Source organism: Ktedonobacter racemifer DSM 44963 (genome assembly GCF_000178855.1).
In the GTDB taxonomy this organism is placed as follows: Bacteria; Chloroflexota; Ktedonobacteria; order Ktedonobacterales; family Ktedonobacteraceae; genus Ktedonobacter; species Ktedonobacter racemifer.
On sequence record NZ_ADVG01000001.1, the window covers coordinates 1,801,201 to 1,821,167 of the forward strand.

27 protein-coding genes and 1 other RNA gene are annotated in these 19,967 nt (G+C 50.7%); 5 read left to right on the plus strand and 23 right to left on the minus strand.

Features of this window, described 5'->3' with window-relative positions; translation table 11 throughout:
• Nucleotides 1-76: 76 nt before the first annotated feature.
• Nucleotides 77-979, minus strand: a complete 903-nt coding sequence (locus KRAC_RS07870) for a cytochrome c oxidase assembly protein (RefSeq protein ID WP_007905868.1) — start codon at nucleotides 977-979, stop codon at nucleotides 77-79.
• A 158-nt stretch (nucleotides 980-1,137) separates the two neighbouring features.
• Between KRAC_RS07870 and KRAC_RS07875 the strand changes: the two genes are divergently transcribed.
• The gene (locus KRAC_RS07875; RefSeq protein WP_007905869.1) at nucleotides 1,138-2,286 is read left to right on the plus strand and encodes a glycerate kinase; all 1,149 of its coding nucleotides are present in this window, start codon (nucleotides 1,138-1,140) and stop codon (nucleotides 2,284-2,286) included.
• A gap of 275 nt (nucleotides 2,287-2,561) precedes the next feature.
• Nucleotides 2,562-2,762, plus strand: coding sequence for a hypothetical protein (locus KRAC_RS70925; protein ID WP_007905871.1), 201 nt, complete (start codon nucleotides 2,562-2,564; stop codon nucleotides 2,760-2,762).
• A 282-nt stretch (nucleotides 2,763-3,044) separates the two neighbouring features.
• On the opposite strand, the gene KRAC_RS07885 is transcribed toward KRAC_RS70925, so the two are convergent.
• The 8 genes from KRAC_RS07885 to KRAC_RS07910 all read right to left on the minus strand — a co-directional run bounded on the left by KRAC_RS07885 (nucleotide 3,045) and on the right by KRAC_RS07910 (nucleotide 8,683).
• The gene (locus KRAC_RS07885; RefSeq protein WP_274532113.1) at nucleotides 3,045-4,025 is read right to left on the minus strand and encodes a tyrosine-type recombinase/integrase; all 981 of its coding nucleotides are present in this window, start codon (nucleotides 4,023-4,025) and stop codon (nucleotides 3,045-3,047) included.
• 16 nt (nucleotides 4,026-4,041) lie between these two features.
• Nucleotides 4,042-5,376 carry an IS4 family transposase gene (locus KRAC_RS07890; RefSeq protein ID WP_007905872.1) on the minus strand — a complete coding sequence of 445 codons (1,335 nt, stop codon included), beginning with the start codon at nucleotides 5,374-5,376 and terminating at the stop codon, nucleotides 4,042-4,044.
• Between the two features lie 299 nt (nucleotides 5,377-5,675).
• On the minus strand, nucleotides 5,676-5,879 hold the full coding sequence (locus KRAC_RS65505; RefSeq protein WP_007905873.1) for a helix-turn-helix domain-containing protein: 204 nt from the start codon (nucleotides 5,877-5,879) through the stop codon (nucleotides 5,676-5,678).
• Nucleotides 5,880-5,908: 29 nt separating this feature from the next.
• The gene (locus KRAC_RS70930) at nucleotides 5,909-6,142 is read right to left on the minus strand and encodes a hypothetical protein (protein WP_007905874.1); all 234 of its coding nucleotides are present in this window, start codon (nucleotides 6,140-6,142) and stop codon (nucleotides 5,909-5,911) included.
• A gap of 75 nt (nucleotides 6,143-6,217) precedes the next feature.
• Nucleotides 6,218-6,505, minus strand: coding sequence for a hypothetical protein (locus KRAC_RS07900; protein WP_007905877.1), 288 nt, complete (start codon nucleotides 6,503-6,505; stop codon nucleotides 6,218-6,220).
• Between the two features lie 20 nt (nucleotides 6,506-6,525).
• The gene (locus KRAC_RS65510) at nucleotides 6,526-6,738 is read right to left on the minus strand and encodes a hypothetical protein (protein WP_007905878.1); all 213 of its coding nucleotides are present in this window, start codon (nucleotides 6,736-6,738) and stop codon (nucleotides 6,526-6,528) included.
• Between the two features lie 155 nt (nucleotides 6,739-6,893).
• Nucleotides 6,894-7,220 (minus strand): hypothetical protein, encoded by a 327-nt coding sequence (locus tag KRAC_RS70935; RefSeq protein WP_007905885.1) that lies wholly within the window; start codon nucleotides 7,218-7,220, stop codon nucleotides 6,894-6,896.
• A 380-nt stretch (nucleotides 7,221-7,600) separates the two neighbouring features.
• Nucleotides 7,601-8,683, minus strand: a complete 1,083-nt coding sequence (locus KRAC_RS07910) for a rolling circle replication-associated protein (protein ID WP_007905886.1) — start codon at nucleotides 8,681-8,683, stop codon at nucleotides 7,601-7,603.
• A 422-nt stretch (nucleotides 8,684-9,105) separates the two neighbouring features.
• On the opposite strand from KRAC_RS07910, the gene KRAC_RS07915 reads away from it, so the two are divergent.
• Nucleotides 9,106-9,729: a hypothetical protein gene (locus KRAC_RS07915; RefSeq protein ID WP_007905887.1), complete on the plus strand. Its 624-nt coding sequence runs from the start codon at nucleotides 9,106-9,108 to the stop codon at nucleotides 9,727-9,729.
• A 362-nt stretch (nucleotides 9,730-10,091) separates the two neighbouring features.
• Here KRAC_RS07915 and KRAC_RS07920 read toward each other — a convergent pair whose 3' ends face one another.
• Complete coding sequence (locus KRAC_RS07920; RefSeq protein ID WP_007905892.1) at nucleotides 10,092-10,466, minus strand: DUF488 domain-containing protein; 375 nt, start codon at nucleotides 10,464-10,466, stop codon at nucleotides 10,092-10,094.
• 501 nt (nucleotides 10,467-10,967) lie between these two features.
• On the opposite strand from KRAC_RS07920, the gene KRAC_RS07925 reads away from it, so the two are divergent.
• Nucleotides 10,968-11,279 (plus strand): hypothetical protein, encoded by a 312-nt coding sequence (locus KRAC_RS07925; protein WP_007905895.1) that lies wholly within the window; start codon nucleotides 10,968-10,970, stop codon nucleotides 11,277-11,279.
• 232 nt (nucleotides 11,280-11,511) lie between these two features.
• Here the strand turns inward: KRAC_RS07925 and KRAC_RS07930 are convergent, their stop codons facing one another.
• From KRAC_RS07930 to KRAC_RS78160, 9 genes are all read right to left on the minus strand, one after another.
• Nucleotides 11,512-11,829, minus strand: a complete 318-nt coding sequence (locus KRAC_RS07930) for a hypothetical protein (RefSeq protein WP_157506349.1) — start codon at nucleotides 11,827-11,829, stop codon at nucleotides 11,512-11,514.
• A complete protein-coding gene (locus tag KRAC_RS07935) occupies nucleotides 11,813-12,151 on the minus strand; it encodes a hypothetical protein (RefSeq protein ID WP_007905899.1) in 339 nt (112 codons plus the stop codon). Before KRAC_RS07935 ends, KRAC_RS07930 begins: the two co-directional genes overlap by 17 nt.
• 12 nt (nucleotides 12,152-12,163) lie before the next feature.
• Nucleotides 12,164-12,766 carry a hypothetical protein gene (locus tag KRAC_RS07940; RefSeq protein ID WP_040442124.1) on the minus strand — a complete coding sequence of 201 codons (603 nt, stop codon included), beginning with the start codon at nucleotides 12,764-12,766 and terminating at the stop codon, nucleotides 12,164-12,166.
• A 3-nt stretch (nucleotides 12,767-12,769) separates the two neighbouring features.
• The gene (locus KRAC_RS07945; RefSeq protein WP_007905905.1) at nucleotides 12,770-12,958 is read right to left on the minus strand and encodes a hypothetical protein; all 189 of its coding nucleotides are present in this window, start codon (nucleotides 12,956-12,958) and stop codon (nucleotides 12,770-12,772) included.
• Nucleotides 12,959-13,087: 129 nt separating this feature from the next.
• Nucleotides 13,088-13,777, minus strand: coding sequence for a hypothetical protein (locus tag KRAC_RS07950; protein ID WP_007905907.1), 690 nt, complete (start codon nucleotides 13,775-13,777; stop codon nucleotides 13,088-13,090).
• 20 nt (nucleotides 13,778-13,797) lie between these two features.
• Nucleotides 13,798-14,121, minus strand: coding sequence for a hypothetical protein (locus KRAC_RS07955; RefSeq protein ID WP_007905909.1), 324 nt, complete (start codon nucleotides 14,119-14,121; stop codon nucleotides 13,798-13,800).
• A gap of 293 nt (nucleotides 14,122-14,414) precedes the next feature.
• Nucleotides 14,415-14,579, minus strand: coding sequence for a hypothetical protein (locus KRAC_RS73650; RefSeq protein ID WP_007905912.1), 165 nt, complete (start codon nucleotides 14,577-14,579; stop codon nucleotides 14,415-14,417).
• 243 nt (nucleotides 14,580-14,822) lie between these two features.
• Nucleotides 14,823-15,029 (minus strand): hypothetical protein, encoded by a 207-nt coding sequence (locus KRAC_RS07960; RefSeq protein ID WP_007905917.1) that lies wholly within the window; start codon nucleotides 15,027-15,029, stop codon nucleotides 14,823-14,825.
• Nucleotides 15,030-15,416: 387 nt separating this feature from the next.
• Nucleotides 15,417-15,545: a hypothetical protein gene (locus tag KRAC_RS78160; protein ID WP_274532086.1), complete on the minus strand. Its 129-nt coding sequence runs from the start codon at nucleotides 15,543-15,545 to the stop codon at nucleotides 15,417-15,419.
• 275 nt (nucleotides 15,546-15,820) lie between these two features.
• On the opposite strand from KRAC_RS78160, the gene KRAC_RS07965 reads away from it, so the two are divergent.
• Nucleotides 15,821-16,630 (plus strand): hypothetical protein, encoded by an 810-nt coding sequence (locus KRAC_RS07965; RefSeq protein ID WP_007905918.1) that lies wholly within the window; start codon nucleotides 15,821-15,823, stop codon nucleotides 16,628-16,630.
• 67 nt (nucleotides 16,631-16,697) lie between these two features.
• Here the strand turns inward: KRAC_RS07965 and KRAC_RS07970 are convergent, their stop codons facing one another.
• From KRAC_RS07970 to rnpB, 4 genes are all read right to left on the minus strand, one after another.
• Nucleotides 16,698-17,294: a Uma2 family endonuclease gene (locus tag KRAC_RS07970; protein ID WP_007905919.1), complete on the minus strand. Its 597-nt coding sequence runs from the start codon at nucleotides 17,292-17,294 to the stop codon at nucleotides 16,698-16,700.
• 142 nt (nucleotides 17,295-17,436) lie between these two features.
• Nucleotides 17,437-18,240 (minus strand): hypothetical protein, encoded by an 804-nt coding sequence (locus KRAC_RS07975; protein WP_169460871.1) that lies wholly within the window; start codon nucleotides 18,238-18,240, stop codon nucleotides 17,437-17,439.
• Nucleotides 18,241-18,539: 299 nt separating this feature from the next.
• Nucleotides 18,540-18,824: a hypothetical protein gene (locus KRAC_RS07980; protein ID WP_007905926.1), complete on the minus strand. Its 285-nt coding sequence runs from the start codon at nucleotides 18,822-18,824 to the stop codon at nucleotides 18,540-18,542.
• A 634-nt stretch (nucleotides 18,825-19,458) separates the two neighbouring features.
• An RNA gene (rnpB, locus tag KRAC_RS61710) (RNase P RNA component class A) lies at nucleotides 19,459-19,868 on the minus strand.
• Nucleotides 19,869-19,967: the final 99 nt, after the last annotated feature.

Genomic DNA, 19,967 nt, shown 5'->3' on the forward strand with positions numbered 1-19,967 from the left:
AGGAATCTCCCGTGTCCTCCATACATACGCGGATAGGGATAGACATGTTGCAAGCACAATCGTTGAGCCAGTCTGCTTACTCTGCCAGGCGTGGTGATGGGCTATGCGCCACGTCTCCAGCTTCATCCTCGTCCTCCTCCTCCCACTCCTCCACGTATTCATACTCTTCTTCTTCGGCCTGGCGTTGCAGATCCCGTTCGCGCGTTCGCTGCTCGATCGTCTTGAGCCAGCGGATAAAGAGTGGCGACATCACAATTAAGTCGACAATGCCTGGAATGAGCAGGATTGAACCGCCTACGGCCTGGTCCGAAAAGGGCGAGAGTCCAAGCTGATAGGGAATGATATAGTGAGAGTAGATTGGGACCTCGGTCACCACCAGGAGAAAGGCCAGGATATCTACTGGCTGCCCATCCAGGAAGACGTACAACATCTGCATAGGCAGGCTTAAAGCACGCTGGCCCACCATGGGACCAATGAGGGGCCACCAGTTTAAGAACGAGGCCACAAAAACCAGGGTCAACCAGCCATGATAAACCCCAGCACTGGTCACGCTCCTGCTATATAAGAGCGGCGTATGCCATAATAAGAAGATCAGATTGAAGAGAATCGAAGCCGTTAGCGGGCGCAAGAGAACCCGCCCCAGCACGCGCATAGGAGGCAATGCGAACAGGAGACGCAACATCTCATCGGGGCAGGCCGCCATAAAAAGCGGCGCGCAGAGCGTGATCAAAATCACCACCTGGGTCATATGCACCGAGAAGAGCTGCGTGCGTGCGATAGCATCTATGGGCGAAAAGAACGCTCCGATTGAACAGGCCAGCGCCAGCACAAAAAAGATGATATGGCGCGCCTTCACCGGAAATGCGTGCGCTTCAGATGTATGTATACGTCGTAGACGTACCACGCCTACAACATAGAATACCGTGAGAAGAAACAGAATACAGAGAGCAGGAATGTTCCAGGACCATGCTTGCACCATTGTGAGAAATCTCCAGAAAGCTAACATCTGGCAACAGAACGACGTATCTGCACCACCTCGTAGTATAGTGCAGAGACATAGTGCATGCAAATTCTGGGAACACATTCCCCAGGCCTCACGCAACGAGCCGAGATAGGCGCCAGAGGAGGAAGAAAATAATGTATATTGTAATCGCACCACAGTCCCTTAAAGGGAGCCTGAGCGCTATTGAGGCCGGGCAAGCCATTGCAGAAGGCGCGAGAGCCATCTATCCCCAGGCCAGGATCGAGATTATTCCCATCGCGGACGGTGGCGAGGGCACAACCCAGGCGCTAGTCGATGCAACAGGTGGTCGCATCATAGAGCACACTGTGACTGGCCCGCTGGGTGCTCCGGTCAAGGCCTTTTACGCGTTACTGGGCGATGGGGAGACCGCGGTAATAGAGATGGCTGCCAGCGCGGGCCTGCCCCTGGTTGCGGCGGAGGCACGCGATCCACGCATCACGACGACCTATGGCGTGGGAGAGCTGGTTCGTGCGGCCCTCGATGCAGGTTGCCGCCATTTTATTATTGGTCTGGGGGGAAGCGCCACCAACGATGGAGGTGCGGGCATGCTTCAGGCCCTGGGCGTGCACTTGCTGGATAGGCAAGGACAAGAGCTTCCTTATGGAGGGGCTGCACTTCGGCGGCTACATCGTATTAGTATTGAGAACCTGGATGCGCGCCTACAGGAATGTACCTTTGATGTGGCCTGTGATGTCACCAATCCCCTCTGTGGGCCAGAAGGGGCCTCAGCGATCTATGGCCCACAGAAGGGTGCCAGTCCTGCTATGGTTGAAGAGCTTGACCAGGCCCTGGCTCACTACGCGGAGATCATCGAGCGCGACCTGGGCATAGGAGTGAAGTATCTGCCCGGCGCAGGAGCGGCGGGCGGCATGGGCGCAGGACTGGTTGCCTTCCTAAGTGCGCGCTTGCGTCCGGGGGCACAGATTGTCCTGGAGGCAGTAGCGTTGGAGCAGCATCTTCCCTCGGCGAGCCTTGTCATCTCCGCCGAAGGGCGCCTTGATGGACAAACAGCATACGGAAAAAGCGTAGGTGCGGTCGCCCAACTGGCGAAACGCTATCACCTCCCAGTGCTGGTCCTGGCAGGGGGGCTGGGCGAAAATTATCAAGAGGTTTATCAACTTGGCATAGATGGCCTTATACTCATCCCTGATGGTCCCATGACACTTGAATATGCGATGCAGCATGCCTATAAGTTGGCACGGGAGGCAACTGAACGTGCCCTCCGCCTCTTCCGAATCGCTCAAGAATCCACGAACAAATAATACCAGAGCCGGATCTCAAAATTGCCATTACTAAAATACTGGTCTGTGGACGTCTTATTATCGAGAAAGCAAAATCGTGGTACAATGAAGTATCCCTCGTATACGTACACATTTTCTAGTTGTACCGTTCTTTTTATTACCATTAGCGTCACTAAGTTCCACCTATCTCTTGATGGGATCGACGAAATGTAATATGAACAGAGAGGCCAATGCCATCCAGGAATGTTCGCCATCGTAGTTTGTCCCATTGTTCTTATTAATTGAGGGAGCATGTTATGCCAGAACAGTCCTACACCACACGTGCTTCGGATATTCAGCGCCTATTGTCTGCCGGTTTCAGTGAAGCCGAGGCCCGTAAGCTCCTCTTCATGCGTGACCATGTTGATGAGCAGATTGAGTACCGCGAGATGCTTGAAGAGAGTCGGCGCCTTAATTTTATTCGCTGGTTGCTCGAACACAACCGTATGAGCCGCTAAAGACCTGGTTATGATCAGGATAAGGCTTTTTATCATAAATTTGCTTCCTTCTTATTCCGAAACCCAACCCCCGAATGGGGGCGCGCGTCACGAGAGTGACTAGCGCCCCCCCATTCGGGGGTTGGGTTTCGGATACGTAGTTCCTAGAACGCAAAGAAAGGCAGCGGAGACATGATCTCCTAAGCCTCAACCAATACAGTCGCCTGTAAAATCTCTTTGCAGGCGACCTTATTTAACCACCCTTAGCTATCACGTCTGAATTAACACCAATCCAGACACCAATTAGCCTTTTCCGTCATCCTCAACACGAGGATTGTCATTTTTCCTAAAGAACGCATCCAATAACTGTACAGGTTCCTCTTGCATCGCAAGATCAACGTGAGTATAGACGTTCATCGTCAAACGATAATCACTATGCCCAAGTATCTCCTGCACCACTTTCGCATTTACCTTCATTGCAGCCATCAACGTTGAATAGCTATGACGAAGATCATGAATTCTGATATGTGGGAGGCCAGCCTTTTGCAGCAGCCTATCATACATCCTCAGAGCATGTACAGCGTTTAAACGACCGCCTTTCATACCTGTGAAGACATACCCCATCTCATTCCAACGACGACCATATTTTTCCCTGGCTTGTCGCTGATCTTCTTGATGATCTAGCAACATCTCCACAATAAAAACAGGGAGCAGAATCTCACGAATACCATGATCCGTCTTCGGCCCGTTCTCCACATACCCATACCCATAGACATAACCCCCTGTACGACGGACACGAAGCACACAACTCTCTAAGTTTAAATCATCCCACTTCAGCGCCAACAATTCACCACGACGCATCCCAGTTGCCATAGCCAGCATCACAAACTTCTCTAAACGCTCGCCTTCAGCAGTTCTCAACAGTCTCAATAATTGCTCTTCATTCAAAGCAACCGACTTCTTAGAGACAATTTTCGGAGGCTTCACCCGATCACACACATTCCTCACAACAAGATCAAGATTTAATGCCTCCTCTAAAACCTGATGAAGAAGCCCGTGAAGCATATTCACTGACTTTGTAGAAAGACCATCGTCTAACTTTTCATTCAGGAAATCATGAACGACTTGAGGTGTCATGCTCTTTAATGTAAGACGACCCAAGACAGGAATAATATGTACTCTCATCAATTGTTCGTACTTTGCACGAGAACTCACACGAAGATCACGCTTATGTTCAAACCAACTACGCATAAAAGCTTCAAGCGTTTGATCGGGTTTCTCAATAGCAACCCCATAGGCATTAAGTTAAGAGCCAATCGAGACCATCGAGAAGCAACTGAGCCAAGCAGGGTTCAGTCGAGCGAGGATTGACCCGACAGCCCGACTGCATCATTCGAGAGAGTTGGTCGACCAGCAGGCGCAAACGGCAGAAGCCACCGAGCACTTCCAATCCCTGTAAGGCCAGAGATCGCACCACCGCGGAGGCTTTCACCAAACTGCGCCAAGGATCCTGCCAACACCCAAACAAGAGGAGCCAATGTTGGACCACAACTGCCATCAGTTTGGCATACAGCTCACACAACGCTCGCCAGGGATGTTGCGATCGCCACTCATCAATGTGCCCCTGACTTTTCCAAAGCTTGAAGAGCAGCTCGATCACCCAGCGTTCACGCATGATCACCAAGGCTTGTGCTGGTCCCACATGTTTGGCTGCAGCGTTGGTTACAATGAGTGTCCACGCAGCCAATTCCCATTGCTTAGGACTCACTGCCTGGCCTTTATCAGTCGCCTCTTGCGCCAAGCGCTCGCGTCGTTGTGCTACCACCTCTTCTGGAACGCGTACCATCAGCAGGCGAACGGGCAAGGGGTTCTGTGCTCCTAAGTAGACATGCTTCACCTTGATCTGCCCAATCATGCGAGGCAAGATGCTCTCCAGTTCAATCCGCTTGCCCTCTCGATCCCAAAAGACCGTGTTGGCCTTTGGATGCTGGCAGAAGCGCACCTTCTGCTCGTGAAGTTGACGCAAGTGAGCCAGGCTCCAGTAGCCACGGTCTGCCACGTACAAACTGCCAGGGCGAACCGGCTCTTGACTCAAAGGACCATGTAATTCATGTACTCGTCCTGCCGACAAGCGTGGTCCCATGAGTTGCCCGTGTTTGATATCCCAACGCACATGTAGTTTGAGCGCTGCCTGAGTGCGTTCACTGCTTTCTTGACCCCCTCCACCACATCCAGGCCACAGCTCTTTGAGAGCGGCTGGCAGAATGATGGTTGAACTGTCCTCAACGATCACCTGCTTGAACGACTTGAAGAGCGCAATGGGAGCCGCTTGCACGCTCACGACCTGTTCCACCAATTCCGAAAGCACCGCTTGCAAAAATCTTGCCGCCTCTTGTGTGCAACGCTGATGCAGACCCGAACTGCTGATCTGCACCTGACGAAGCTGAGCTGCCTGGGTCAACTGATCCAGGCTTGCTTGTGGGGTGTGCAAGTGCCCAAAGAGCAAAATTTGGGCAAAATCGGCCCCTGTGAGCTTGCGCTCTCGTTTCACGAAGCCAGTTTCTTTTGCCAATGCATTGGCTCGCTCTTCCAAGACGTGTTTCAATATGCGCTCAAGTTGTGATACACTGGTCATCTGATAGCTCCTTGCTTGATGTATGATGTTTTGATCAATCTTCATCATCTTTCAAGGAGCTTTTTGTTGTCATCTTTTCTTAACTTAATGCCTATGGGGTTTCTCAATAGCAACCCCTTGCTCCAATTCTCGAAACGCCTGCTTGACCTTCTCTTGAACCTCTCTTTTTGTCTTTCCATAAAACTGTTTTTTCTTTCGCCCAGGACCAAGAGAGACAGCACCGACCCAACGCCCATCACTCCGCTGAAAAATCGTCCCTTCACCATGGCCACGAGCTTTCGGCTTTCCCATATCCTACTTCATCCCTCCCGGCTCTTCGCCCAGGCTTCTATCTGGCTTCGCTCAAAACGACGAGAACGACGGCCAACCCGCATTGAAGGTAGCCCAGCATAATACATCCAGTTATAGACCGTCGAACGATCCACTTGAAAGAGGTCGGCAACATCCTTCACTGTCAAAAACACCGACTCAACAACTGCGACTTTTCGCTTCAGTTTGGACACAACGAACCTCCCATCCACTAGCTCAGCAACTACAGCCGTGTGACCTCATTAAACCAGCGTTCCACCTCGGGAGGAATCGCCAGCTTGCACATGACCCCTAACCACTTTGCCATGCATCCAACGCAGAGCCAGTGCTCATCAAGACGATGCACACAGGTAAAACAGAAGCGATGCTCATACCCGATACAGGTGAACAAGCGCACCTCCCGCCGATCACATGCATGACACTGGCAACGACATCGACAATCCACGATTCTCAGCATGTTTTCACCTCCCTATGAAAAAGAGAAAGCCACCGTTGAAACAGTGACTTTCTCACTCACACCTACACACACGACCTAGAAGAAAACGACCTGAGCGCCGTCACGATCCACAACCCGCCAGCCTTGCGTATAGAGACACTGGCAGCACCCCCGACCGCTTAGATCCGTACTTGCAGATCCATCAACAACAGTGACATCCAGCCAGCTCCTCAGCTCAGGCACAAACACACTTCCCACTCGACAGGGGCCAATGAGATAGGCGTCCACAATCTCATCCCCAAGCAGATGACGAGCACAAAGCACACAATACCAACCTGTTCCCAAGCCCTCACGACCTACCTCGAAAACAACATCACCAACCACACCTTCACCTCACTCTCTTCTCACGACGACGCCACAGCATGACCCCGATGCGCCTGGCACCAGTAGATCGCGTTTCCCTGTGAAGCATGACCGAGACACCCAGGACACACGGCGACCGCACTACACTCACTACGAGTACACTGGAACCACCCAGGAACCATCGTCGCTGTAAAGACGTGACCCGCCTTGCAGGGCTTCTCCTTTTTGTAGACATCGCGTGTTCCTCTCCGCATAGAACCACCTCCCTAGACGCGCAAGACACCAGTGCTAAAGAGGTATGCAGCCACGACCATCAGCGCCCCCAACGTCATCCAGGCACAGCCATACGCACACCCACGCAGCCGCATTGACCACACAGCAACACACAATCCTAGGAAAATCACGACCGTTAATCCGACACCCATTCGACCTCCTCCATTCGCTCATCTCGTTTCATCAACCTCGCTACATTGCCAACCACAAAGCCATCAACACATACCATCTCCTCAGCGGCAGTGAGAAGCAGCTCCTCTTCTAAAGGAACCGCTATCTTATGCGCCCGATAGATCAATGCATGATCCTCTGCATACACCGATGCATAATCCACCAGCGCCAAACGATATCGACGCATGGTATATTCCACCGCTGAGAAGGCATCCCAGGCCCACACTCTCGCTGTGCAATCAGGAAAGAGCGAAGGCCAACGACGCCACAATGCCACTTCAAACCACCGCATCAGTACCTCACCAAGGGTCATACTCAGGTTCTGGTGGAATAAGAAAAAGTGTTCAAGAAAGGGCTTGACAGAGGAACGAGGCTATGGTAGTATACCGCTTGTAGAACAAAGATTCTAAATGCTCTCCCAATCCCCATCTACTCCTCCGTATCGTCCTCATTCAGCGGTCGGGTTCTCCTCTCTCTCCCTCCCGACCGCTGGGGTGGTGGAACTATAGGTCTCTGCTTCACCAAACCCGTGCCAGGATGCCCCGTCTTTTCTACCAACTCAGCTAACACATCCATATTCACAAACCTCACAAAGAGCACAAAAGAAAAGCCACCGTTTAAACAGTGACTTTTCCATCTAGAACCCATATGTTACGAGCATGCGCTACAAGATTAACCAGCCAAGCGCAGTTGAGAGCGTTGATACTCCCACAGCGTCAGTACCCGCCTCGACACATACCGCCCATTCCCATCACGCTCACGTATCGCCTCTGCTAAGGCTCGACGCCGACGCTGACGATACACCTCTAGTTCCCTCGTGAACTCTCCAACTTCTTCCAACTTCCACTCAGACACCTGTATCTCTCCTGGTACACCTCCATTCTCATCACCGCCCACGCCATTCCCCTCTAACTCAGGCCAGAGCATTCCACCTTCTGCCTGCTCTTCCACCGCAGCATCCCCATTCTCCTCCGACCGAGTGAACAACCGCGCCCGTATGGCCTTTGTCGTCTCAGGAAAGAAGCCACGCGAGTAGCGAATACGACGCGCCTTACTTTCCACCAGCGCCTCTACCTGCTCACGATCCTCGACGAGTTGCCCATCTTCACCCACGCGCAGGATAAGGCCCTCGCGCACGACCGTCTTCTGTCCCTTCCGTTCTCGCGTGACATCCTTGGTCAGATACTTGGTGACATAACCAATGGCACGCGTGTTGTTAATCGCACTCACCCAGACCACCGAGGCACGCCCTTTTGTCGCAGACTTCCAACAGGCTACCAGATGCTCATGAGGAATAAAATCGGCTCCCTTGACCAGCAGATGCCAGTGGAAGCCGTTTTCCTCAAAGTTCTTATGTTCCTCCGAGACGCCCAGGTACTCAATATGGAAGGCAGGCCGAGCACCCACATGCCCACGCCCACGACCCTTTGACCCTCGACGCAACGCCTGTACCCAGGTTGTGAGCGCACGCGCCGCCTCTTCCATCGTGTTACCCGCCTTCGTCAAGACAATATGCAAAGTCGGTTCAGCTTCAGCTATCACTTGTCGCCACATATCCACCTTTCTTGGCCCACAATAGAGGCACGTCCAGCGATCACACCGCGCACGCCTCACCTCGCCCGTTTCTCGATTGATGAAACGATGCCGTAGTGCCCAGGCGTCAGGGCACACATAGAGCGTATCGGTTCCATCTTCCAAATGCCAGTCCACCCGTTCCTCCACCGTGGGAGTGTATACGCGATCCAATCGTTTCATCGTTCCCTACTCCTCTCACAACCACAGCTATCAGGAAAACATGCTCTCTATTTATGTGCAACAAGCTGTTAAATAACGCTATATGCACGTTATAAATCACTGGTGATAGGCATTTTAAGAAATAGAAACACCACACTTTTATCGATTTTAGAAGTATGTATCAGACACATGGTTCGTCTCTTCTGTGTTATGCTATTCTCATATCTCACGCGTAGAGAAGGACCAGAATCACAGAACTATCGAAAGCAGCTATAGCGGCACATAAAGAATTTTCTGACTGAGAGTTAACAGATGATAATCTTAAAAAGCCCCCCTTCAAACAACACCTCTTGAGTGTTCAGACATCTTACATCAAGCCTTTACCACCTTTTCTTACCAGCAAATTGTCTTCTTAGAGTTACTGAAATCCTGGAGGCGTATTTATGAGCTCAAATCTACGTATGTTCTTACTGATACTCATGGTATTCCTAATATTGGGAGGTTTCGTTTCGCTTATTGTGGGGAGCACCGTTACATCTCAGTCAGGGTATGTGACTTATAAGCAGGAGAACAAACAAGTTGTTCGTACTTCGCTTGAGGAACGGGAAGTATCTACATTTGGAAGTAGTGGTCCTCCCATTTATTACCTACAGATGGCTGACGGCTCAATCTACTTTCTACAACCAGATGATTTCTCACCAGAGCAAAAGCCACCAGTGATACATGAAGGTGACACAATATCTCTTGTGTATGATTCTGGCAAACCAAGAGACATTGATACAACCAAAGATTCCGAACAACCTACTTATGGGGGCCCTGCTTCTCCTATTAAAGGTGTTGGATATCGCATTGTTCAGGTAACAATCGGATATGATACACAGAAAAAACTGCTCAATGAGAATCCGCAATCACTCGTAGTATTTTCAGCAAATGAGTATAGAGAGCACCCCAAAGACTACTATAGAAACACCTTTGTAAGTTTTACTGGGGGAGGCTTGCTGGTAATTGGCTTTGTAATTCTACCCAGTGCCTATATCTTTTGGCGCAAGTTAGCTCGCGGTTCCTGAACAAAGAAGAAATACCCGAACACATCCAACTTTTAGTTGTGTGAATTATCCTTATTAGGGTCAAGTGAAGACCCTGGTGCGCGGGCTGTCGGCGACGCGGCTACGCCGCAGCACGCCGCACGCTCCCGCTGCATCCCGCGCACAGGAGCCAGCCCCCCCTCTCTTCCCTTTCGGGCGTAGTCGAGTGTATCGGATGTGACCCACCCCACCCGCACACCACCCCTCTTGCTTGTCAAGGCACCCTAAAGGGAACCCGCCTTGACAACCGCGTCACATCCGGGGATTCCGTTTTGCGCCCGAAAGGAAAAAGAGGGGGGAGTACCGCAGCATCCGAGCGTTTAAACAGTGCGTTTCGACGGCTGTTAGGTTTCCAGGGACGCCAGCGCCTCGGCGACCACGCGACGGTGACAGAGTGACTCATCAGCGCACGCACACAACAGCACCACACTTCGATCCTGGCTCAGCAAGTCTGTCACCACCGCAAGCCCACCCGGCAGATCGCATATCGCAATCGGTTGACGCCGATCCTGATAGTTAACATTGCCAAGCCTGGACTCATGCACATACCGATCCCCCCACCGCTTGACCAACCAGCCCTTATTCCACTCCCGCATCCAACGAGAACGCGCCGCCAAGCGAATATCCACCAGCACCACCGAGGTATCAGCCATCCATTGCTCTAATTGCCCAGCAGCACCAGGAGCCGCATACCCAAGTAGGTACACACGACCGCTCACATCACACCTCCTCTCGACATATCTTCTCCCAAACCTCTGACCCTAAACATAGCGCACACACCACCACTCGCACCAGGAACCATCGGCTTCCCACCTGTACCCACACCCCTGATACCCGATGCAGGCACCCCTCACATACATAGGCCCCACATGCCTGACACGCCATCAAATTCTCCCACCGCAAGGGAGTTCGACACGATGTACAGCGAAACACAGCAGCCTCTTGCAGCATCACACATCCTTTCACGATCCATCACAATCCAGATCGATCCATCATCCAAGCACACACTACAACCCGCCAAATAGCCATTTTTGACGCCAGAGAAGAAAATAGGCTCGAGAACGCACTGTACCAATCCGTGGTCTATGGTAGAATTTAGGGACGCGTGATTTTGAGGTGTGGCTAAGATCCTGACAAACATGGGCAAGAAGCCTGCACCAGGCTCAAACAATAACGTGAAAAGTTGAGCCAACTACAAGATTGAGAAGGGAAGTTCGCTCATGAACATTTTCATCTACATTATCATCAGAATCTTCGCCATGCCTCTGATCAGCAAAGAGGCAGATGCCGATCTTAAAGTATGGGTTGCAGAGAAGAATAAAAAGAATCATGCCTTCGTTAAGGCGTGGGCTATAGGCCTGATCCTGTTTGTTGCTTTCACAGCAGTTCCGGCCATTGTAGCAATGATAATATCATTGAAACTGTTTTATTGGGTAGCCGAGGGGGGATGTGTGATAACGTTCGTTTGGGTGATAGCCAGGATAGTTCCTCTATCAATCAAAGGAATGTTATCGCAGCAGAAACAAGAATAGTTTAGAACGGGATTGGTATGAGACGGTCATAGAAAGGCCCTTCCACCTTCTGAGACTATCACTCAGCCACTTCACGCCAAAACCCCTTTTGACCGTCTCAAAAATGCACTCTCAAACAGCCTACAGAGCCGCTCTACACGATTTACCATACAATACTTTTACTTATGTATCGACGTACTGACGACAGCACGTTTAAACGCTGACTTTTTACTGTCTCACATCACCTCCAGCGCTACGCAACCAGACAGGTCGTTCCCAAGTCTTCCAGACGCAACGACTTATAGTACACCTCCCCACGTTGGCCCACCGCATACGCCACACGCACCTCCCCATAATCGCTTACCTCGACCACTTCGCCATACACCCAGGAGGAATCATCACTACGCATCTGCACACATGCTCCTTCCATCGCAGCCAACATGCCAAGGCTAGGAGCATGAATCATCACGGTACATCCGAGCCACTGTGTACGCGCCAGCTCCACCCAGGCCCGACGCTCTTCCATCTCTCGCTCTTGTTGTTGTCGCAACCGCTCAAGATACCCCATCATATTCCCCCTTTCTCCCATCAGGCAGCCTTCCGTACTGGTTCCATTGCTCGGGATCGAGGTAACACGGACACCACTCATCACAGAGAGGTATCCGACAGGCGACAGCACCACAATGCATCGTATGCAAGCTTTCTGAGCCTCGCAGCACCACCGTAAACGGGTTCCCCTCATGGTCGGTATACTGCTCATATCCAGGCTCACCAGCAACGACTGCCTCTATCGGTTCCTCTCCATACAACATCTTTGCACACGGGACACAATACATCTCCGCATCCGCAGCAATCGCCACCACCCCAGGCCACAAACCAAATGCTTCCAGCATCACCAACCCCCTTTACCCCTCGACTAATGTGAACGGCTCTTCACAGTCCAGGCACACCACGCGCAGATCATCCCGGCCAGCTCGCAGCTTCACCGGTGGGTCACACTGGCACTCAAACAAGCGCAGCCGACTCCCCGGTTTCTGCTTTGCCACAACGCGAATAGGCGCGTGAGGATATGGCCCCACCTGATCCACATAGGACTGTAACACCACCTGCAACTCAGGCCCGACCAACGTTGCAGTAGGAGGACCGATCAGGCCAACTTTCCGCGCCGCTTGCGAAAACGGCTTTTTATGCCCAACTCGCCAGCCCAATGAAGCATGAAGCAATTCATGCAGGAGCGTGCCAAGTACCTCAATACTCTCATGAATCCGAGGAGACACGAAAACCTGTGGGACACCATCAGCACACATCTCTTGAGGAAAACACTGACCAATCACATGCTTGCCCTGGCCCATACCACCACGCGACGGCCAGCCACACGACACACGCACTGGCACCGTCTCAAGCTCCTGCTCGACCATCAGCGCCAGCAGGAACTTTGTCGCCTCAAACAGCCACCACTCACGGAGCTGCCTGACCTCCGGCTCTGTCTCGCTCATCTCAACTGACATCACTCACCCCCACCAGACCGCCGCAGGCTGGACCCATTCACCGCTCGACAGGCAGCGAACCAGGAGCACACCCTTGACGGTTTTCGCACGATGAATACGCACTACATTCCCACCTTCCAGATCCGCATACACCGCCTTGCCAGCGCGAAGCACATCATTGATCTCACGAATGGTCCACACATACCACTTCATGCCTTCGCATCCTCACTTTCCACCGTTTAAACAGGCACTTTCACCCATCACAACCGAGCAACAAAAAAGGCGGCATACCACACATGACCTGCGCAGCACACCGCCCATCATCCCATCACCTACCCCACGCTACGGCTTGGACTGTGACCCATTGCCATTCATCGCCACCACCGGAGGCTTTCCACCCCTCGCCTTGTTCCAAAAGTTCCCCAGATTGTTCCCACCACCATTGCCCTGAGTGGGTTTGGGCATAGGAGGATAGGCCGTCTGTGGCATCTGGACCGTTGGCACCCCCGCCATCGTCGCATTCTTGACTGCTACGGTTGGAGCCATCCCCAGCCTTTCGCGCATCAAATCCACATCAATACAAGCGAGAGCCAGATTGAAGAGCGGAATGATCGAGAGGACCAAAGGCAGCAGGATGACGAAGGCAGAGAATTGCCATCCCGTCAACGCATGCACCCATTGGATATCAGGCCCACGCGCCGCCGCCTCTCCGAAGTTGCAGACCACTTCGACGAACACATACAGGATACCAATCAGCAGGTACGACCAGATGCTCTGCTTCTGCATCATCCGATGTGCTAACCCTCGCGTCACGAAGTAGCCGAGCGCTACAAAGCCCAGTGAAATCGTGACCGTGACATACTGTTGCAGCGCATCCACGCCATTGAGCGCACTAAAGAACCAATAAATGGCATGCGCACTTGCCAGCGAGAAGATGATCGAGACGATACGAAAAACGGTATGCCCGGCGCTCTGTATCGTCCGATCTAACCACCCTGCTCGCGACTGTCCATGCATCTGTTGTAGTTGCATGCATCACACCCTTTCATCCACTACGCGCCAGCTTGTTGCGCGACCTCGCAGATCAACGTCTTAAAGCCCTGTTTGCCGGTGATATCGAGCACGATGAGCGGAATCACTTGATCTTCCTGGGGAAGCGGAATACCTTGCGCGAAGTTCGCGAGATCCTGCTCAGTAGCATTCTTCTTGCGCAGTTCCTTCAGTTCGTTGAGTCCCGGCCAGCCACGCACCACACGCACACTATATTGTGGACGCCCACCAGCAGGCTTGACCACTTCACGATCCACCACGACCAGTTCCATGCCATTGAAAAAATCACTCATTTTCGCGGTTTGTACTTTTCCCATCAGTTGCATCTGTCTTGTTCCTCCTCAGAACCATCATCACTGCTACTTGTTTAAACTGTCAACAGGACAAGAGGGCATACTACTAAGAAGAGCCAAAGTAGTACGCCCCTACCAGCTAGAAAACGCGATACAGGAAATCGCCCACGAAACCAAAACCCGCCGTACTCCCAACAAGAATGACCATCACCAGGAGTCCGAGCAACCACAATAATTCTTTCTTTCCCATCGGAAATCCTTTCCATCCACACAGCAACACGTCGTTTAAACAGTCACTTTCCACAGCCACACCTACAGGAACCGCACTACACGACCACCTGACCCGCCATCGACGCCCAGGCAAACAACCCAAGCACACACACACAGGCCACACCCACCAGCACCAGCCCTACACTCCTCTGAACGCCACGCCGCCGCATCAACACCAATCCACCCGCCAGCGCACCCACCACCGCCAGTTGTACCGCCATATCCACCTCCTAGACCCCATAGGGACGCTCAGGAAGCTCTGTCTTCCCATACGTCAGGAGCCCAATGCCTCCTACAAAAACGTGCTCCGTTACACCACTCAAAGCGATCACAACCACCCTCAAATTGACACCACCCACGAGATGCAGGAGCATCAAACCCCTCAGCCGCCTGAGTCGACAATTGCAAACGAAACGGACGCCGCCACGTTGAGTACTTCTTCTGCTCTTCCACCAGCACCTCCCCTAGAAGCAGTAACGCACCCCGGCATACGTCCCATCAGGCTTTTTGTCGTTGGCAGGCACCACCCACGCCGTATGGGCAAAGGTTAAGCCATACCGCCGCATCACCTTCCACATCGCCTCGTGATGGTTCCATGCTCGCACCTGCTCCACCACATCCGCCTCACCCGACTCAACGGCAATCCACACATACACGGTATACCGCCACATCCAAGAATCCCTCCTCAATGCCTCAACAAAACAACCACACATCCAAGAAGAGAACCTAGACCCTTACCACATATCCACCCAAGACCGCCAGCGCCACCCTCGCCACGTACTTTTCATAGACCCTTCCACAGCCGCACGCCAACTACCACACAAGCCCCGCGTTTAAACGCCCACTTTCCACCATTCCACCATGCAGACCGCACCCACACTAACCACGACCACGCCCCAAACCACACTCCCAACCGCCGCAGCGATCTGCACTCAAAATAAAGGTTCCTGGCAGAGCGTTAGCAGCTTCTCAGAGAATACAAGTCATCCAAGAAGCTCTTCACCGTCTCACCAGGCCCTCATAGCTCGACTCCTCATTTCTCGCACATCACGGACACGTCAACATGATGTGAAGTCCAGACCGCCCCCAAACTGCTCTCCACAGTTCGAGCCACGCCCAGGCCGCTCAAGACGACCCGTAGCCTGACCTACTGACAGCTCACGCCGTCCCTCAGCCAAAGCCTGCACACTTTGCATTCTCCTCTAGACTGTCCTAGTGCATCGTTGCACTGTCCAACCGCTGTCTAGCCCGTAGTCAACATCAGAGCAGAAGCTACAAGGTATTCTGTTGTTAAAATTCTTGTTATCGACGCTCTTAAGCTCAATAAGTTTGATAACTTCGATAACTTTAATAAGATTATACACGGCCAAAAAGCTCTTTGTCAACCCAGAAGTTTGCAAAGTTATCAAACTTAGCTTATAATTGCTACAAGAAGCCTTTAAAAGCCAAAGGAGAGGGATAAATGGCAAAAAAGAGGGAATTAACAGATTTTTATACAGCCGCTCGAACGAAGGAAATACTAGGTATCACAGATGGAATGCTCTATAACTATGTAAACAATGGAACATTAGAACGCATCATTCCACCTGGCAAAAAACAAGGAGTCTATCGCAAGAACGAAGTAGACCAGCTCGCACGAGAGCTACAGGCATTCATCATTCACAGAAAAAACAAAGCCACCAAATTCATGCGCGTCACCACCGAAGAGGAAATGAAAGAATGCATGGAAATTAGCCAAGCTCTATTTGGCGTAGGCAGAGAAACCGTAAAAGAGCGCATGAAAATAGTAGAGCGAAATCCTGATGCGTATCACCTCATCAGGGACGAAGATCAGATAATTGGCTATGTAGCTATGATGCCTCTCAAAGCAGGTAAATTAGAAAAAGTGTTAAAGCAAACGATACCAGTTAAAATAGATCCTGCTGATATTGAGAGCTTCAACCAGCCCACAACAATAGACCTATACCTCCATGCTATAGGAGTTAAACCCGGCTTCAGCTTAACAGAAAAACACACCTATGGTGCAAAATTAGTAAGCGGCCTCATGAGTGTCATCGTAGAGATGGGAAGCAAAGGAATTGAAGTTGGCGCCATCGCCGCCAGGAGCAATATGCCAGATGGTATACGTCTCATGAAACATGCAGGCTTCACAGAAATCGAGCCTCTTACACCTGAGCGTAGAACTTTTATCATTGATGTTAAAGAGTCTGGTATACCATTCATACTGCAATACAAAAAAGCTTACAGCGATTGGAAAGAAAAGCACCAATAAAAAAGCGAGTAGCATAACACTTTCCCAAATGTCTTATGCTACTCACAAACGATCCAACTGTTACTTGCTACATAAAGAACTGCTCTGCAGTCACAGGCAACCCAGGCAGCACCTGAGAAGGGAGTACATCATCAGCAATGAAAAGCCCCAAAGAGCGATATACCCCACGATCCAGAACCCATACCTCCACCACATGAGCATCAGGAGTTACTACCCAATATTCAGGAACACCAGCTGCAGCATACGCATCAAGTTTTTCATTCAAATCGTGACGTGCTGTGCTTGGAGAGGCTATTTCAATCGCCAGATCAGGAGCACCAATGATACGAGAAGAAGCAATGCGATCTAAATGCTCATTCAACAACACAAACACATCGGGCTGAACAATATTGCCATAGTTCAGCTCAACATCCAAAGGCGAGACAAAGACCATACCTAATCCTTGGCCCTCAACAAAACCCAACAAATGGTTTGAGATCATAAGAACAATACGCTGATGCCTTGGATTAGGAGAAGGTGACATATATAAGACTCCATTCACCACTTCATAACGATGCCCGTCCTCTGGTATCGCTGCATATTCTTTATATGTCCACCGCCCCTGGCCTGGACCTGGAACCCAATCAGCAGGTGTTACTGAAAACAGTTTTGCTCTTGTCGTCATATAGATCCTGCCTCTCTCGTCAAAAACCTGTTTCAGAGATAAGCATAACACATCGCTTGCATAACAGAACGCTCTTTGTTACTCCGGCATTTCCTCCCTTTCGACACCCATCATCAAACGAATGTGATAGATCTCTATTGGCTTATTTCTGGTACCATTGAACTGGCGGAATACCATCAAGCCAGCGCTCAAACCAATCTTCTAATGATCCATCGATACGAAAGAGACGGGTAGACATTTCATCCCCTCTCAACGTTGCTTCTCCACCATAGCCCCTCACGGCTGCATACAGATGGCCGCTTTTTGCATGGAGATAAACATCATCCTGTCCCTCGTCTTTACAGAGGTGTAAAAAGTAGGTTGGCCACTCCCGTCGAGAAAGGCTGATATCTCTGGGGTGATCATATCTCTCTTCATGTTGCTCTAAATCAAATAGTATAGGGTCAAAGAAGTCAGAAAACCAATCCAGACAAGATGCTTCTCCATATTTCTTGACTAATTTCTCCTTCTGCATCGCAGTGTAGCGAGGATCTCGGTGAATCCAATAGCAGAAGCCTCCCAATGCTCCAGTCAGCCCGCTCCCTGGCCCAAACCCACCATTGGCAACCTGAAGATAGAGCGCTCGCAGAAAAGGAGGATGTTCAAAGCCCATCACGGCTTCACTCAGACGGAGCTGTTCTTCTGTAGCCAATGGGAACTCAAAGTGTGTTTCCAGATCATGACTTGGCTCACGAGATTGTAGTTCTCCATCGATATAGAAGTAACCTCTATGACTAGTGTAACTATGATAATCCGGACCATACCAGTTCTGTTGGCGACATCGCTCTACAATACGCTCACAAAGGCGTTTATAACGATCATCGTCTTGTTGATTTGCTTGAACCATCACATGCTCCATTTCTATGGAATACACAGATAGTATCATAATAAAAGCGTCTTTAGCCATAAAGACAAAGTATCATACTGCCAGCCTCAATAATCGCTTCCAACCGTGACACCAATTGAGACACCAAAGACAACTTATAACATGCGATAGTGTTAGACAAACTTCGACAAGCCTAACTACATAAGGCAGCTTTGCAGGCTTCTCAAAGCAGCAATAGAGCCAGTGAGAAATAAGCCGAGGCGGAGTTCAACTCTCCCCCATCTCCACCAACAAAACCGCTTGTGAACCATCTTCACAAGCGGTTTTGTTTTGCTACACGAGTTGTCGGAACAACAACTGAGAGCAAATTAACCTTCATATTACTTCCTTCTTTTACTGTCATCAACATACGCTAGACCAGCAAGCAACACCAGCACACCATATAGAAGAGTAATTACAGAAAGACCTAAAAGACCTATTAGAGCAAGTGCGCCAAAACCTATGATCCAGGCTAAGTCAGTATCACCTCCTGTCCAGTTATTGAGAATACCGTTATTGAGAATACCGATAAGCAATAAAGCGCACAAACCTACTAGGGCACCTATACCCACTGCCTTGCCCCCTATTTGTAAAAGCTCTTTCTTTACATCTTGTTGATGCTCCATGTTCAATTCCTTTCTGCACATCTCAAAGTTTATGCGACAGCGGAAGACAACAACTAATGATCAAAGGATAAACAATATTCAGCTCCGCCATAGTGGTGCAAATGCCCCATTTATGCCAAACCATCAATTTATCCCAGAGAAGAACAGCTATTAAAAAGCTATAAACAATACATTAAACTTATATGCATGATCCTATAATACACACGAGATTATCGGGATTATCAAGTAGTACTCAACCTGTGGATGCATGGATTCTCACCACTATTGCAAAACGAAGAATGTGATAGTTCAGACAATAGCGTTTTTAGATATATCATTAGTACTTACCAGCATGACTAGAGTCTACTACTGGGAATGGAGAAAAAAATCAGTGCGAAGACAGGCCAATTGAGGATAAGGGCTTGGGGCATAAATTTCTCGGCGAGGGGCTCGCTAATGGTTGAGAAACTGGCCGGAAACTGACACCAATTGAGACACCAAAGACGATCAATAGCATACAATTTTATTCGACAAACTTCAACAAACAAAATCGCATAAAGCAGCCTGTAAAGACTGTCTAGGTAAATATAGAGCCAGCAAGAAAAGAAAGGCAGCGGAGACATGATCTCCGCTGCCTTCTTGTTTTGTGCGTGTGGAGTTGAGAGAAGCCATAAGCCGAATTCTGTTCCCGCGCAGCCTCTCGACTACACGGGTGGCAATCATCTATCTGGGACACTGATTACTCAGCATCTCAAGCAACCAACCCGAGGGTTGACAGACGAGCCGCCTGCTAGCCTCCTCGACGTGCGAGAAAACTATCCCCTCTGCTCGGTCTTGCTCCGGATGGGGTTTGCCCAGCCAGCCGATCACCCGGCTGCTGGTGAGCTCTTACCTCACCATTTCGCCCTTACCTGTGCCCTCACATATGCGCTGAGCACAGGCGGTATGTTTCTGTTGCACTTTCCTTAAGGTCACCCCCACTGGCCGTTAGCCAGCATCCCGCTCTGTGGAGTTCGGACTTTCCTCGCATAGCTGTATGCTACACGCGATTGCCAGGCTTCCTCAAATCCACTGCCATACAGAGTATCATACCTGCCCTGGATCGTCCAGGGGTAAGGGAGCACGACTCAGGGTTTCTCAAAAGTCTGGTGAGGGGTGAAAAAG